This window comes from Faecalibacterium sp. IP-3-29 (assembly GCF_023347335.1).
Taxonomy (GTDB): domain Bacteria; phylum Bacillota; class Clostridia; order Oscillospirales; family Ruminococcaceae; genus Faecalibacterium; species Faecalibacterium duncaniae.
Genome location: NZ_CP094471.1, coordinates 2,447,163 through 2,461,183 on the forward strand (window position 1 = coordinate 2,447,163; position 14,021 = coordinate 2,461,183).

Sequence of the window (14,021 nt, forward strand, 5' to 3'; positions counted from 1 at the left end):
ACAGCCATGTATAACAATTACACCCCCCTGCAGCAGCGTCAGCTGGCCCTGCAGGAGTACAGCAACACCCAGAGCACCTATCTGCTGGTCCGCGCATCGGCCCGCAGCACGGCCCTGAAAGCCACCCTGACCGACCAGCTCCATCGCAAGTTCCGGCTGGTGGACCGGCTGGGCGGGGAGCTGACCGCAAGCGTGGACGGCGTGCTTCTGGCCGCCGAGGACGTGGAGCTGATGTCCACCGCCCTGATGTACTTTGCCAAAGCCCTGCAGGATGGTGCGGATTACGCCGTCTGCAACGCTGTGTTCGGCTTTGGCGGGGCGACTGCCCTCTATCAGAGCCAGCCGCTGCAGGCGCAGAACCGCTGCGCCGTGGTCAGCCGCACCCTGCTGGAGCGCTGCCGCGCCGCCGCCCATGACCCTGAAAATGTGCCCGAGCTGCTGGCGCTGGCCGCGCAGCTCTGCACTAAGCCCGCTCTCATCCCGCAGGCCCTGCTCCACTACGAGCGCGGCATCTGCGCCGAGGATGCGTTTTCGGCCCACGGCAAACGTGCCTTTATTATGAGCCATGTGCTGGATATGACCGGCGCACCCATCGTGCTGGTGAGCGCCGTGCCGGTGCTGCGCAGCATGGGGTATGAGGTACTTGTGCTGGGCCCCAGTGACGGCGGCTCCCTGCATCTCTTCCTGGATGCCGGGGCCTCGGTCATCACCCGGTCGTCCTGCCGCAATGTCTCCGATGCCTGGGGCATGGCCCTCTGTGCCGACTTCGTCATCGCCAACACGGTGGTCATGGCCCGGGCTGTCCGTGCCCTGAGCGGCACCGCCGTGCCGGTGCTGTGGTGGCTCCACGATGCCTTTGCAGGCTATCCCCACATTGCCCACCAGATCCCCACCCAGCTGGGAGAGAATGTCCGGGTCTACTCGGTGGGCAGCCACGCCGCCAACGCCATGCGCGCCGTGCGGCCCGAGTTCGAGATCCGGCCGCTCATCTACGGCCTACCTGATTACGCGGCAGAGAACTTTGTCCGCACCGATCTGGGCTACAACCACGGCCGCCCGCTGTTTGCCACGGTGGGCTCCTTTGAGCGCCGCAAGGGCCACGATATCTTCTGCAAGGCCATCCGCCTGCTGCCGCCCGAGGTACGGGAGAAGGCCTCCTTCCTCTTTGTGGGCCAGGCCGCTGACAAGGAGATGATGGACTCCGTCCGCGCCCTGACCGCAGACTACCCGGAAAACGTGTACTACTGCAAGCGGCTCACCCGTGACGAGATCAAGAGCCTGATGGAGCAGTGCACCGGTTTGGTCTGTGCTTCCCGCGATGATCCCATGCCCACCTTTGTCACCGAGGGTCTGATCTTCGGCAAGCCGTCCATCGTATCGGAGCACACCGGCACCGCCGGGCTCATCTCCGAGGGGCGGAACGGCTTCGTTTACCACAACGACGACCCGCAACAGCTGGCTGTCCTGCTGGAGCACGCCATTGAACACCCGGAAGAGCTGGCCTCCATGCGGACAGAATGCCGTAAAATGTACGAGCAGTATTATTCCAAGGAGGCTTTTGAGCAGACGCTCCGGGCTGCTGTGGAAGATCTGACAGCGAAAAAGTAACACAAAACCTCTCCGTCATTGCTTCGCAATGCCACCTCTCCTCATAGGGGCAACAGCAACAACCGCCGCCAGTGGCGGATAAAGGGCGTTGCTGTTGGGGCCGCGGCCAGCAAGACACAAGTGTTGTTTCCAACACGAAGTGGATGCTGGGTGCCGCAACCCGGGCTTGGCGAACGAAGTAAGCCGGAGAGGTTCTTTTTTATCATATCACACAAAGTGACGAGAAAAATTTTGTTTCAGTTCACAAAAACAAGGTTCCGCTGTGTTATACTGCAAGCAGTATCGTGAAAGGAGCCTTGTCCCATGGAACAGACCAACACCCCCCAGCAGCCCTCCCGCAAAAAGGCGATCCTTTCTCTGCTGGTGCTGCTGGCGCTGACCTGTGTAGTGGTTTTCATCTTCAGCAGCCACTGGGCCGAGATCTCGACCGCGCTGGCCCAGCTCTCCTTCCGGCAGGTGCTGCTGGTGCTGGCCATCGGCCTGACATACCCCCTGCTTGAGGGAATCGTCTGCTGGCTCATCATCCGCTGCCGCCTGCCGGGCTTTACCCTGCGGCGCGGCTTGGATGCCGCCTTTGTGGGCATCTTTGGCAACGTGGTCGGCCTGGGTGCCGGGGCTGTGCCCATGGAGTCCTACTATCTCTACCACTGCGGCCTGCCGCTGGGCCCCGGTGTGGGCCTGATGACCCTGCAATATGTATTCCACAAGACCACCGTTCTGCTCTATGCCACTGTGATGCTCCTGCTGCAGCACCGTTGGCTCGCCGCCAACACCTCCGGCGTGATGCACTATCTGCCCGCCGCCTACTGCGTGGTGGCGCTGGTCATCGTGACGCTGGTGCTGCTCTGTGTCTCGCCGCTGGTGCAGCGGCTGGCCCGCTGGGCCATGGGCTTTCTGCCCAAAACGGAACCATGGCAGACCCGCCGGGAAAAGTGGCTGGAGCAGCTGGACACCCTGGCCACCGAGAGCCGCCTCCTGCTGGCCGACAAGGGCCGCTGTGCCCGCATCCTTGCCGTGCAGACCCTCAAGCTGTTTCTGATGTTCACCTTGCCGTGGTTCTGCATCCGGTTCATGGGGCTTTCCTGCGGGCTGAGCTTCTGGCAGGTACAACTGCTCACCAGCCTGATGCTCTTCCTTTCCAACGCACTGCCCAATGTAGCAGGCATGGGCTCCATTGAAACAGCCTTTCTGCTGGTGTTCAGCAGCTTTATGACCAGCGGCGAAGCCATGAGCACCCTGATGCTCTTCCGCATCGCAAGCTACTATTTTGTGTTTGCCGCCAGCGCCGCAGGTACCTTTGCGGCGCAGAAGCATCTGGAGAACAGTTGACATCCTGCGCATTCCGGCACTATAATGAGAGCGTATTCTTTGAAGATCTCTGGCCGCCCTGCTGTGCGGCCCGCCAAAGGAGAACGCCTTATGGAAAACAAAAGTCTCCGTTTTTATGCCATCATGGCCCTCTGGGTCCTGTTGTTCGTACTGTTGTTTGTTTCCAACCGCCGCGTTGACCTGAAAACCGATATCAATAAAAGCACTTCCGTCTCTGTCAATGTGGAGGATACCGTCAGCCTGAGCCCATCGGTGGTTACCACCCACGCCTATTCTGCGGGCGATGACACCTATCAGGCATTTTTCAAGATCCTGCAAAACGCGAGCTGCTACCAGAAGTTCAACCAGAACGCTCGCTCCTACTCCCACGACTACGAAGCGCATTCCATCACCCTGCGCTTTGCAGACGGTTCCAGCCAGAACCTGCTTTTCACCGTCTATTCAGACGGGGTCTGCCAGGTAAATGGAAAATTCGTCTCCCTCCGCTCCCCCGATGGAAACGCGGAGGCCATCTACCAGCTGCTGCGGGATGCGGTGGTGTAAAGATGTTGTCCGCTCCCCGGGATGCGGCTGATCAACGACCGGGACAAAACAAAAATCGGGGCACTCAGGTGGTCAAGCTGAGTGTCCCGTTTTTGTTTTCATCTGCGCACAGTGCCGTACCAGAGCCCTGTGTGCCGCGCAGCGGATGCAGAGCAAACCAGAATGCTGCATCCTGCCAAGAAAAAGAGAGTATGGAATGGAGGAATGGAACGGAGCGCTTGCAGACGTTCCGTTTTTTGGTGCAGCGTGGTTAGAAGTAGCTAACCAGCGCCGTGAGAACAGGATACCATAAGTGGTTAGTCTTGTCAACCCTCAATTTGCAATTTTCCCCGAAAAAAGTGTGCACCGCCAGGGGTTCAGCGTTTTTTCTACATTCTGCCCAAAGAATCCCCCTTGCTTTGGAAGAAAACCCACTTGTTTTCTATTGCTTTTTAAAGTGGTTCTTGTTATTATAGTAACGCAAGATTTTGTGGGCAGGTTTTCATTTTTGTCTACACCTTGTAGTTAGAGCTGCCGCAGACGGCAGTTTAAGACTGTTTCGCCCCCAGAAAGCCGCCTATGCAGTGCGGTTTTTCAAAGGCTCAGTAGTTAGAATGCGCTAACTTGCGCATGAAATGGAGCAAGGAGGTTCCAATGATCAATTTTGAACAGTGGGAAGGCTTTGAGGGCCGCATCTGGAAAGAGGAAGTCAATGTCCGCGACTTCATCCAGAAGAACTACACCCCGTACGACGGCGACGAAAGCTTTCTGGCTGGTCCCACCGAGGCGACCGATAAGCTGTGGGGTGCCCTGCAGAAGCTGCAGAAGGAAGAGCGCGCCAAGGGCGGCGTGCTGGACATGGAGACCGAGGTCGTCAGCAGCCTGACCGCTTACGGCCCCGGCTATATCGACGAGACCCTGAAGGATCTGGAGCAGATCGTCGGCCTGCAGACCGACAAGCCCCTGAAGCGTGCATTCATGCCCTACGGTGGCATCAAGATGGCAGAGCAGGCCTGCACCACCTACGGCTATCAGCCCAGCGAGGAGCTGCACAAGATCTTTACCGACTATACCCGCACCCACAACCAGGCTGTGTTCGATGCCTACACCCCTGAGATGAAGGCTGCCCGCCACACCCACATCATCACCGGCCTGCCCGACACCTACGGCCGCGGCCGCATCGTGGGCGACTACCGCCGCGTGGCCCTGTACGGCATCGATGCCCTGATCAAGTTCAAGCAGGAGGATTTTGCCAACTGCGGCGACGGCACCATGACCGATGACGTGATCCGCCTGCGCGAGGAGATCGCACGCCAGATCAACGCCCTGAAGGGCATGAAGAAGATGGCCGAGGCCTACGGCTGCGACATTTCCCAGCCCGCCAAGAACGCCAAGGAAGCCTGCCAGTGGCTGTACTTCGGCTACCTGGCCGCCATCAAGACCCAGAACGGCGCTGCCATGAGCGTGGGCCGCATCTCCACCTTCCTGGATATCTACATCCAGCGCGATCTGGAGAACGGCACCCTGACCGAGAGCCAGGCTCAGGAGCTGATCGACCACATGGTGATGAAGTTCCGCATGGTCAAGTTTGCCCGCATCCCCAGCTACAACCAGCTGTTCTCCGGCGACCCCGTGTGGGCCACCCTGGAAGTGGGCGGCATCGGCATGGACGGCCGCAGCATGGTCACCAAGAACTGCTACCGCTTCCTGCACACTCTGGAGAACATGGGCCCCGCACCGGAGCCGAACCTGACCGTTCTGTACTCCTCCGCCCTGCCCGAGAGCTTCAAGAAGTACGCCGCCAAGGTATCCATCAACACCAGCTCTGTTCAGTACGAGAACGATGATGTGATGAAGCCCGTTTGGGGCGACGATTACTCCATCTGCTGCTGCGTGTCTGCCACCCAGACCGGCAAGGAGATGCAGTTCTTTGGTGCCCGCGCCAACCTGGCAAAGTGCCTGCTGTACGCCATCAACGGCGGCGTGGACGAGAAGAGCCACGAACAGTGCGGCCCCAACTATGCCCCCATCACCAGCGAGTACCTGAACTATGACGAGGTCCTGCCCAAGTATGTGCAGATGCTGGACTGGCTGGCCGGCCTGTACGTCAACGTGCTGAACCTCATCCAGTATATGCACGACAAGTACTACTACGAGGAAGCCGAGATGGCCCTGATCGACACCGATGTGCGCCGCACCTTTGCCACCGGCATTGCAGGCTTCTCCCACGTCATCGACTCCCTGAGCGCCATCAAGTACGCCAAGGTCAAGGTCGTGCGCGATGAGACCGGCCTGGCCACCGGCTATGAGGTGGAGGGCGACTTCCCCAAGTACGGCAACGATGACGACCGTGCCGATGAGATCGGCGTTTGGCTGCTGCGCACCTTCCTGGAGATGATCAAGAAGCGCCACACCTACCGCAACTCCGAGGCTACCACCTCCATCCTGACCATCACCTCCAACGTGGTGTACGGCAAGTACACCGGTGCTCTGCCCGATGGTCGTGCCGCCTTTACCCCCTTTGCACCCGGTGCAAACCCCAGCTACGGTGCGGAGCAGAACGGCCTGCTGGCTTCCCTGAACTCTGTTGCCAAGCTGCCCTACCACTGGGCTCTGGACGGCATCTCCAACACCCAGACCATCAACCCCGAGGCTCTGGGCCACAGCGAGGAGGAGCGCAAGGAGAACCTGGTGCAGGTGATGGACGGCTACTTCGATCAGGGTGCACACCACCTGAACGTGAACGTGTTCGGCAAGGAGAAGCTGCTGGATGCCATGGAGCACCCCGAAAAGGAAGAATACGCCAACTTCACCATCCGCGTCTCCGGCTATGCGGTCAAGTTCATCGACCTGACCCGCGAGCAGCAGATGGACGTGATCTCCCGTACCTGCCATGCCGCACTGTGACCCTGTCGGTCTCGTCCACTCGCTGGAAAGCTTCGGCTCGGTGGACGGGCCGGGTGTCCGGTTCGTTGTCTTTCTGCAGGGCTGTGCCCTGCGCTGCAAATACTGCCACAACCCCGAAACGTGGAGCGCTGAGGGCGGCACGGAATGGTCTCCGGAGAAGCTGTTCCAGCACGTCTGGCGCTACCGCAATTACTGGGGCAAGAAGGGCGGCATCACCGTCAGCGGCGGCGAGCCGCTGCGGCAGATGGACTTCTTGATAAAATTCTTCCAGCTGGCGCGCGCCAAGGGGGTACACACCGCGCTGGACACGGCCGGTCAGCCGTTCCAGCCCGATGACCCCGCCTACCTGGCCGCCTTCGATACCCTGATGGCTTCCACCAGCCTGGTCATCCTGGATCTCAAGGAGATCGACCCGGAGAAGCACCGTCAGCTTACCGGCAGGGACAATGCCAACATCTTAGCCATGGCACGGCACATCTCTGATCTGGGCGTTCCGCTCTGGATCCGGCATGTGCTGGTGCCCGGCCTCACCGATGACGAGGAGGGCCTGCGCAGGACCGCAGACTTCATCCGCAGCCTGAAAACGGTGCAGCGGGTGGAGGTGCTCCCCTACCACACGCTGGGGCTGTTCAAGTGGCAGAAGCTGGGCATCTCCTATCCCCTGCCCGATGCCGTTCCCCCCACGGCGGAACAGGTCCGCCGGGCGGAGGAACTGTTGGAAGTGGCTAAGTACCCCGGCTGAACTGCACCGGCAGGGTGGACTGGGAAAGCTTCATCCTGACTTAAACAAAAAAACGGCCCTCTCTATCACGCTGACGTATGCCCGCTCCCTTTTTGGGGAGGTGGCACTGCGAAGCAATGATAGAGAGGGTCGTTTATTTTTCTTCACTTCCGGCGTGATACACCTGCAGATACACCCTTTTGCGCTCGGCATCCGTGTTCTCTGCCAGCTGCTGGCAGAAACGCTCATCCTCGAACAGGGCGACCACATTGGGCGCATAGCGGGTGCCGCTCTGGGCCCGCAGCTCTTCCAGCAGCGTGCGGAAGGGCTTGGCAAGGTTGTAGCACCGACCGATATTATCGGTGGCGGCATCCAGCGAGTCTGCCACGCTCAGCGCATCCACGATCCCCTTGATCTCCTCCGGGCAGGAGGGTACATCATTGGGATATCCGCCCTTGCCGTTGTAATAGCAGTGGTGATAGAGTGCCGCCGGGGCCAGCGTTCTTCCGCAGCCCATTCTATTCAGAATGGCAGCGCCGGTCCTTGGGTGGCTCTGGATGCAGAAAAACTCCTCATCCAGCAGGCGGCGGGCGTTGTTGTCGATGTACATCAGAACGGCGCACTTGCCAAGGTCGTGGTACAGGCCGCACTCATAGGCTGTCTGGCAGAGCTCTTCCCGCCGGGTCTGCACCTCGGCCGCGCTCCTGCAGCCCAGCAGGCCCACCAGTGTTTCGGGCCTTGTCTCGATCTGCCGATGCAGCAGGGCACGGGTCAGCTCTGCCACCATCAGCGAGTGGACATAGGTCGGCTTGTGCCCGGCCAGGATACTGCCCAGCATCCGGCGGTTCGCCGTTTCATCTGAGCTGGTGTTGATCTTGCTCAACTCCCAGGCGGCAGAGTTTACCACACGGGGATACTGGCTGGCCGGCATCTGTTCCAGATACTGATACGCAGAACGGCGTACCTGCTCCACGGTTGCACGATACCTCTGTGCTCCCGCCTCGTCCAGACGTTCTGCATAGACCGAGAGATAGGCCGCCAGAACCAGCTTCCGGCTGATGGCCTCGGCAGAATAATCATCCTGCGCCACGCTTCCCGCCGATTCCAGAAGGATCTTGACCACATCTTCCAGGCTGCCCACCCCGGCATGGTAGCGGGCAGCGGCGTAAAAATAGGGCACCCGCCAGTTCTGCAGGCGCGCATCCTGACCCTTGTACTTCTTCTTGTGCCCCCAGATGTATTCCGCCGATTCCAGCACTTGCCGCGCCACCTCGGGATCCTCCTCCTGCCGCAGATGGGTCAGCAGGGTCATGCGGTCCATGTGCATGGAATAGATGTAGCTTTCCCAGGGGAACTCCGGGTCCAGCGCATGGTAATGCGCAGACTGGATGATGTCCATTGCGCGGCGGAACCGCTCCAGATACCGGCAGCTTTCCGCATGGGTGCCGCGGGACATCCCCAGCCGGGTGTTGCCCACACAGCGGATGAGATACTGCCGGGTATTCCTGTCCAGCTGTTCATACCGTGACATGGATTCAGCAGCTTCCGTAAAATAGACCTGGATCGCATCTCCCAACAGGTTGATGCCAGTTCCCTCATCCCGGACGTTCATATAATGCAGGGTGATGCCTGTGTAGTACAGCTCCCTGACGATCATGGGCACGTCTTCCCGGCTGCGGGCCGCTGCCAGCAGCAGCTGATGCACCTTGAACGCCACGCCCATATCCTCGCTGTTCGCGTAGTTGAACAGCCTGCCTGCAAAGGCACTCAGTCCCTGGATATCCTCTTCGGTCAGGGAGGCAGGGTCGCGGTCGTAGACAAACTGCGCCAGCAGTGCCTCATTCTGCCGCATCAGGGTGTTGCATCTCAGCGCGTTGCTCTGGATCTCTTCCAGCACAGCAGCGGGAGCTTTGCCCTCCGGAAAGCTGGGCCGGGAGATCGAGCGCACAACGCGCAGATCCCGAATATACTGTTCAAAGGCCTCTGCCTGTGTGCGCTCCATCTTATCAGCCCCTTTTGTCGAAGTCCGTCGTTCGATTTGAAACTATAATTCAGTATACGGTATTTTTCGGCAGAAATCAACTGATTTTCGCAGATTTTTTACCCCCCCCCCCGGATATTTTTACGCATTCATGCGTTATTTTTTGTATAAAATACACTTTTACCGGGGGAAAGGAGTGCCCGATTTACGAAATTGCTTCCGGCAGCTGCATCCATTTGCCCTTCCAGGCGTAGAGCACCATCAACACTGCACCCACAGCCCAGGACACCGGGTAGACCAGCAGCACGCCCTCAATGCCTGCAAACAGGGGCAGGGCAAACTGGATCCAGACGATGCGGAACAGGCACAGGGAGATCAGCAGCACCACCATGGGCGGCACGCTCTTCCCGGTGCCGCGCACCGTACCGGCAAGGCCCTGCAGGATGCCCAGCATCCAGTAGAAGGGGCAGAAATAGAGCATACAGATCTTGCCGTAGGCAATGACTGTTTCATCGCCGGTGAACAGGTGCATGATGGAATCCTGGAAGACGAGCAGCAGGATGCCGGTCAGGATGGTGTAAACGATGCACATGCCCAGGGTGACAAAGGTGCCCTTTTTGACACGGTCGATCTTGCCCGCACCAAAGTTCTGGCCCACAAAGGTGGTGGCCGCCATGCTGAAGCTCAGCACAGGCAGAATGTTGAAGCCATCCACCTTCATATAGGCGGCAAAGCCTGCCATGGCAGCGGCACCATAGCCGTTGACGCTGACCTGCACCAGCACATTGGAAAGGGAGATGACCATGTTCTGGATACCGGTGGGCAGGCCCACCTTGATGATGCGGACCGCCATCTTTTTGTGCACGCGCACTTCCTTTGCCGTCACGCGGTAATCGTCCTCCACCCGCATCAGAAAGCGCAGGGAGAGTACACAGGACACCAGCTGGCTGATATCGGTGGCAATGGCCGCACCGGCCACGCCCATCTTGCATCCGGCGATCAGGACAAGGTCGAGGACGATGTTGGTGATGGAGGCAACGCCCAGGTAAAGCAGGCTCCGCTTGGAGTTGCCGGCGGCGTTCAGGATACCGGCCGCCATGTTATACACCACGCTGAACAGCACACCGCCAAAATAGAGCCGCATATAGAGCACCGCATCCTCCAGCACCTCTGCGGGGGTGTTCATGGCGGTGAGCAGGGCACGGCTGACGGCAATGCCGCACACGGTCAGGATCGCACCCAGAATGGCCGAAAGGGCCAGCGAGGTGTGAACCGCAGTGTGCGCACCCTCCCTGTCCTTGGCTCCCAGAAACTGGGACACCACGACACCGGCACCCACGGCAATGCCCTGGCTGAACCCGATGAGCAGGAAGATGGGCGAGCCGCTGGAGCCGACGGCTGCCAGCGCGTTGCTGCCCACAAAGTTGCCCACGATGATGGAATCGGCGGTGTTGTACAGCTGCTGCAGCATGTTGCCCAGGATCAGCGGCACCGAGAAGAGCAGGATGCTCTTCCAGATGCTGCCCTCTGTCATCAGCCGTGATTTTTTCTTTTCTTCTAAAATCGTCTGTGCCATAATGTTTCCTTTTTCACGCAAAGCTTCAACTCATAGATCAATCGTCATACAGATAAACGATACCTTGTTTCTGCCAAAAAGTCAAGCAAAAGCGTAAAAAGGGGCGTTTTTACCGGTTCCACCCTATTTCCACCCTCTCGCCGCTGGGTCCAGCATCTCGGCAGCGGAGTAGACCAGGGCGTTGCAGACTGCGGCGGCCACAGTGCTGCCGCCCTTGCGGCCCATGGCCGCGATGGCAGGCACGCCGTGGGCTGCACAGGCGGCAAACAGCGCTTCCTTGCTTTCCACCACATTCACAAAGCCCACCGGCACGGCGATGACCAGGGCAGGCCGCAGCCCGGCCTCGATCTCCTCCACAATGGCCAGCAGAGCGGTGGGGGCATTGCCCACCGCAAGGATGGCCCCGGGGTGCTCCTGCGCCGCGCGGTGCATGGAGGCCACTGCCCGGGTGGTGCCGGTCTCAGCTGCGATCCGCGCCACCTCGGGGTCCGCCATGTAGCAGAGGGCACTGCCGCCCAGCCGGGCAAGGGCAGGCTTGGAAATGCCCGAAAGCGCCATGTTGGTGTCGGTGATGATAGGGGTCCCGGCCCGCAGAGCGGCCACACCTGCCGCCACAGCCCCCGGCGTGAAGCGCAGATTTTTCGCATAGTCAAAGTCGGCGGTGGTGTGGATGACCCGCTTGACCACAGCGGCAGTCTCGGGCGGCGGGGTCAGGCCCAACGCTTCCAGCTCTGCCGTAATGATGGAAAGGCTTGTCCGCTCAATGTCGGCGGGCAGATGATGTTGTGGGATCATTGTGCATTCCTCCGCGGGTTCTCCAACCCCATGGCCGCGTAAACGGCATCCAGATCCAGCGCGCCGCGCACGCCATCGGCCAGCAGGTCAAACTGCTGCTGGCGGTACTGCTCCATCGGGATGAGGGCGGCACTGTCCGGCGCAATGCCCTTGCGCCGGCAGAGCAGGGCCACCAGCTTCTCGGTGAGCTCCCCGGTATCAAACAGGCCGTGCAGGTAGGTGCCAAACACATTGTCCTGCACGCAGCCCTCGGGTGTGCCGTCTGCCAGTGTGCAGAAGGGCATACCCTGCACCTCGGTGCGGCCGGTGTGGATCTGATATCCGGTCAGGGCCGCACCCGCAAAGGGGGCGGCGGTCACGGCGGCAGTGTCCTGGGTGCGGTGCTTCTGGCCGGTAAAGACCGTGTGGGTGGGCAGCAGCCCCAGCCCCCGCACAGTCTGCACCGTACCGCTCTCCGTGCCTTCGGGGTCGGCCAGCGTCTCACCCAGCATCTGATACCCGCCGCAGACCCCCAGCACCGGCGTGCCGTTGGCCGCCAGCTTCAACAGGGCTGCTTCCAGCCCGGACTGCCGCAGCCAGAGCAGGTCATCCACCGTGTTCTTGGTGCCGGGCAGGATGATGAGATCCGGTGTGCCCAGCTGGCGGGTATTCTGCACATACCGCACGCCCAGCAGCGGGTGCTGCTCCAGCGGCATGAAATCGGTAAAGTTGGAGATGTGCGGCAGGCGGAGGATGGCTGCATCCAGCGGGTGGACCGTTCTGCCCGCATCCAGCCGGGTGGAAAGAGAATCCTCGTCCTCAATGTCCACCTTCAGGTAGGGCACGACCCCCAACACCGGCAGTTGCGTTTTTTCTTCCAGCATAGCAAGGCCGGGGCGCAGGATCTCCACATCGCCGCGGAATTTATTGATGAGCAGCCCCTTGATGCGGGCCCGCTCCTCTGGCTCCAGCAGCGCCACCGTGCCGTACAGCTGGGCGAACACACCGCCCCGGTCGATATCGCCCGCCAGCAGAACGGGGGCATCCACCAGCCGGGCAAGGCCCATGTTGACGATATCGTCTGCCTTCAGGTTGATCTCTGCCGGGCTTCCGGCCCCCTCGATGACGATGATGTCCACGGTTTCGGCCAGACTGTTATAGGCCGAGAGGATCTCCGGGATGAGCGCTTTTTTCATCTTGAAATAGGCGGCGGCGGACATCTGGCCCCGCACCTCGCCGTTCACGATGACCTGACTGCCCACGTCACTGCTGGGCTTGAGCAGGATGGGGTTCATCCGCACATCCGGCTCGATGCCTGCGGCCTGCGCCTGCACCACCTGTGCCCGGCCCATTTCCAGCCCATCCCGGGTGACAAAGCTGTTCAGCGCCATGTTCTGGCTCTTGAAGGGAGCCACGCGGTAACCGTCCTGCGCAAAAATGCGGCAGAGGGCGGCGCACAGCAGGCTTTTGCCTGCACCGCTCATGGTTCCCTGCACCATGATGCACTTTGCCTTGCTCATTCCAGCACCTCCGCAAGAAGCTTCAAAAGCTGTTCGTTTTCAGGTCCGGTGCGCACGGCGGTGCGGTACCAGCCGGGGCCCAGTCCGGGGTAGTTCGCACAGCTGCGCAGCACAGCGCCCCTTTGCCGCAGGGCTTCTCCCAGTGTCTCCGGGGCCTGAAACAGCAGGTAATTTGCCCTGCCGTCCAGCACCCGCAGGCCCAGCGCCCGCAGCCCGGCCGTCAGGCGGGGCCGCTGTTCGGCAATGAGGGCCCGGACCTTTTCCACATACGCTGTCTCCTCCAACGCGGCAAGCCCCGCCGCCTGCGCCAGACTGGACACGCCCCAGGGCTGGCCGCAGGCCTGCATCTGTTCCAGCAGTGCTGTGTCGGCACTCAGGGCATAGCCCAGCCGCACGCCCGCCATGCCGTAGAGCTTAGTGAAGGCTTTCAGGATGACCAGATCTCCCTCCCCCAGCAGGCCTTTTGCCGTGTGCAGGGCATGGTCGGGCAGGAAATCAAGGAAGCATTCGTCCACCACCAGCAGGGTGCCGCACGCCGCGCAGCGGCGGAGGACCTGCTCCACCAGCGGCAGGGCCGTCAGCTGGCCGGTGGGGTTGTTGGGCTGGCAGAGGAATACCATGTCCACCCCCGGGCGGATGGCCGCACAGAACGCATCCGTGACCGCAAAGTCTTCCTGCTCCCGCAAAAAGAAGCGTTCCACCGTGCAGCGGATGCTTTCCAAAGCAGTGGCATACTCCGCAAAGGTGGGGGCGGTGACCAGCGCCCGGCGGGGCTTTTTGGCCCAGACCAGCCGGAAGATAAGGTCTGCCGCCCCATTGCCGCAGAGGATCTGCTCCGCCGGCACACCCTCATGGAGCGCCAGCTTTGCCCGCAGTTCCCGGCACAGGGGGTCGGGGTAGCGGTCGGCCGTGGGCAATGCCGCCGTGATGGCCCGGGCCACCCCTTCCGGCAGGCCCAGCGGGCTGACGTTGGCCGAAAAATCCAGCGCATCCCGCCCGAACTCGGCCCGGTAACCGGCCCAATCGCCGCCATGTACTAGTTGCATCTTCGTTCTCCTTTTCCTGGATGGTTCATCCCAGCTC

10 protein-coding genes are annotated in these 14,021 nt (G+C 60.8%); 5 read left to right on the forward strand and 5 right to left on the reverse strand.

All coding sequences use genetic code 11. The annotated features are described in order from the left end of the window. The first annotated feature begins 6 nt into the window (after positions 1-6). From MTP40_RS11700 to pflA, 5 genes are all read left to right on the forward strand, one after another. Entirely contained in the window at positions 7-1,608 is a 1,602-nt protein-coding gene (locus MTP40_RS11700) for a glycosyltransferase (RefSeq protein WP_249259424.1), read from the forward strand. A gap of 303 nt (positions 1,609-1,911) precedes the next feature. After that, on the forward strand, positions 1,912-2,937 hold the full coding sequence (locus MTP40_RS11705) for a lysylphosphatidylglycerol synthase transmembrane domain-containing protein (RefSeq protein ID WP_249259425.1): 1,026 nt from the start codon (positions 1,912-1,914) through the stop codon (positions 2,935-2,937). A gap of 90 nt (positions 2,938-3,027) precedes the next feature. After that, positions 3,028-3,480: a hypothetical protein gene (locus tag MTP40_RS11710; RefSeq protein WP_249259426.1), complete on the forward strand. Its 453-nt coding sequence runs from the start codon at positions 3,028-3,030 to the stop codon at positions 3,478-3,480. A gap of 633 nt (positions 3,481-4,113) precedes the next feature. Further along, positions 4,114-6,366, forward strand: a complete 2,253-nt coding sequence (gene pflB / locus MTP40_RS11715) for a formate C-acetyltransferase (RefSeq protein ID WP_249259427.1) — start codon at positions 4,114-4,116, stop codon at positions 6,364-6,366. After that, complete coding sequence (gene pflA / locus MTP40_RS11720) at positions 6,353-7,108, forward strand: pyruvate formate-lyase-activating protein (protein WP_154277042.1); 756 nt, start codon at positions 6,353-6,355, stop codon at positions 7,106-7,108. The genes pflB and pflA overlap by 14 nt, the downstream gene beginning before the upstream one ends. 133 nt (positions 7,109-7,241) lie before the next feature. Here the strand turns inward: pflA and MTP40_RS11725 are convergent, their stop codons facing one another. The 5 genes from MTP40_RS11725 to MTP40_RS11745 form a co-directional block, all read right to left on the reverse strand. Continuing rightward, on the reverse strand, positions 7,242-9,089 hold the full coding sequence (locus MTP40_RS11725) for an HD-GYP domain-containing protein (RefSeq protein ID WP_249259428.1): 1,848 nt from the start codon (positions 9,087-9,089) through the stop codon (positions 7,242-7,244). Positions 9,090-9,273: 184 nt separating this feature from the next. Next, the gene (locus MTP40_RS11730; protein WP_249259429.1) at positions 9,274-10,644 is read right to left on the reverse strand and encodes an MATE family efflux transporter; all 1,371 of its coding nucleotides are present in this window, start codon (positions 10,642-10,644) and stop codon (positions 9,274-9,276) included. A gap of 123 nt (positions 10,645-10,767) precedes the next feature. Continuing rightward, complete coding sequence (locus MTP40_RS11735) at positions 10,768-11,439, reverse strand: precorrin-8X methylmutase (RefSeq protein ID WP_117534020.1); 672 nt, start codon at positions 11,437-11,439, stop codon at positions 10,768-10,770. Further along, entirely contained in the window at positions 11,436-12,938 is a 1,503-nt protein-coding gene (locus MTP40_RS11740) for a cobyric acid synthase (protein ID WP_249259430.1), read from the reverse strand. Before MTP40_RS11740 ends, MTP40_RS11735 begins: the two co-directional genes overlap by 4 nt. Further along, a complete protein-coding gene (locus MTP40_RS11745; protein WP_249259431.1) occupies positions 12,935-13,984 on the reverse strand; it encodes a pyridoxal phosphate-dependent aminotransferase in 1,050 nt (349 codons plus the stop codon). Before MTP40_RS11745 ends, MTP40_RS11740 begins: the two co-directional genes overlap by 4 nt. Between the last annotated feature and the right edge of the window lie 37 nt (positions 13,985-14,021).

What these genes read in the sequence shown, in the direction of transcription:
- MTP40_RS11700 (WP_249259424.1), top strand. Translation starts at nt 7, where the DNA reads ATGTATAACAATTACACCCCCCTGCAGCAGCGTCAGCTGGCCCTGCAG.
- MTP40_RS11705 (WP_249259425.1), top strand. Translation starts at nt 1,912, where the DNA reads ATGGAACAGACCAACACCCCCCAGCAGCCCTCCCGCAAAAAGGCGATC.
- MTP40_RS11710 (WP_249259426.1), top strand. Translation starts at nt 3,028, where the DNA reads ATGGAAAACAAAAGTCTCCGTTTTTATGCCATCATGGCCCTCTGGGTC.
- pflB (WP_249259427.1), top strand. Translation starts at nt 4,114, where the DNA reads ATGATCAATTTTGAACAGTGGGAAGGCTTTGAGGGCCGCATCTGGAAA.
- pflA (WP_154277042.1), top strand. Translation starts at nt 6,353, where the DNA reads ATGCCGCACTGTGACCCTGTCGGTCTCGTCCACTCGCTGGAAAGCTTC.
- MTP40_RS11725 (WP_249259428.1), bottom strand. Translation starts at nt 9,089, where the DNA reads ATGGAGCGCACACAGGCAGAGGCCTTTGAACAGTATATTCGGGATCTG.
- MTP40_RS11730 (WP_249259429.1), bottom strand. Translation starts at nt 10,644, where the DNA reads ATGGCACAGACGATTTTAGAAGAAAAGAAAAAATCACGGCTGATGACA.
- MTP40_RS11735 (WP_117534020.1), bottom strand. Translation starts at nt 11,439, where the DNA reads ATGATCCCACAACATCATCTGCCCGCCGACATTGAGCGGACAAGCCTT.
- MTP40_RS11740 (WP_249259430.1), bottom strand. Translation starts at nt 12,938, where the DNA reads ATGAGCAAGGCAAAGTGCATCATGGTGCAGGGAACCATGAGCGGTGCA.
- MTP40_RS11745 (WP_249259431.1), bottom strand. Translation starts at nt 13,984, where the DNA reads ATGCAACTAGTACATGGCGGCGATTGGGCCGGTTACCGGGCCGAGTTC.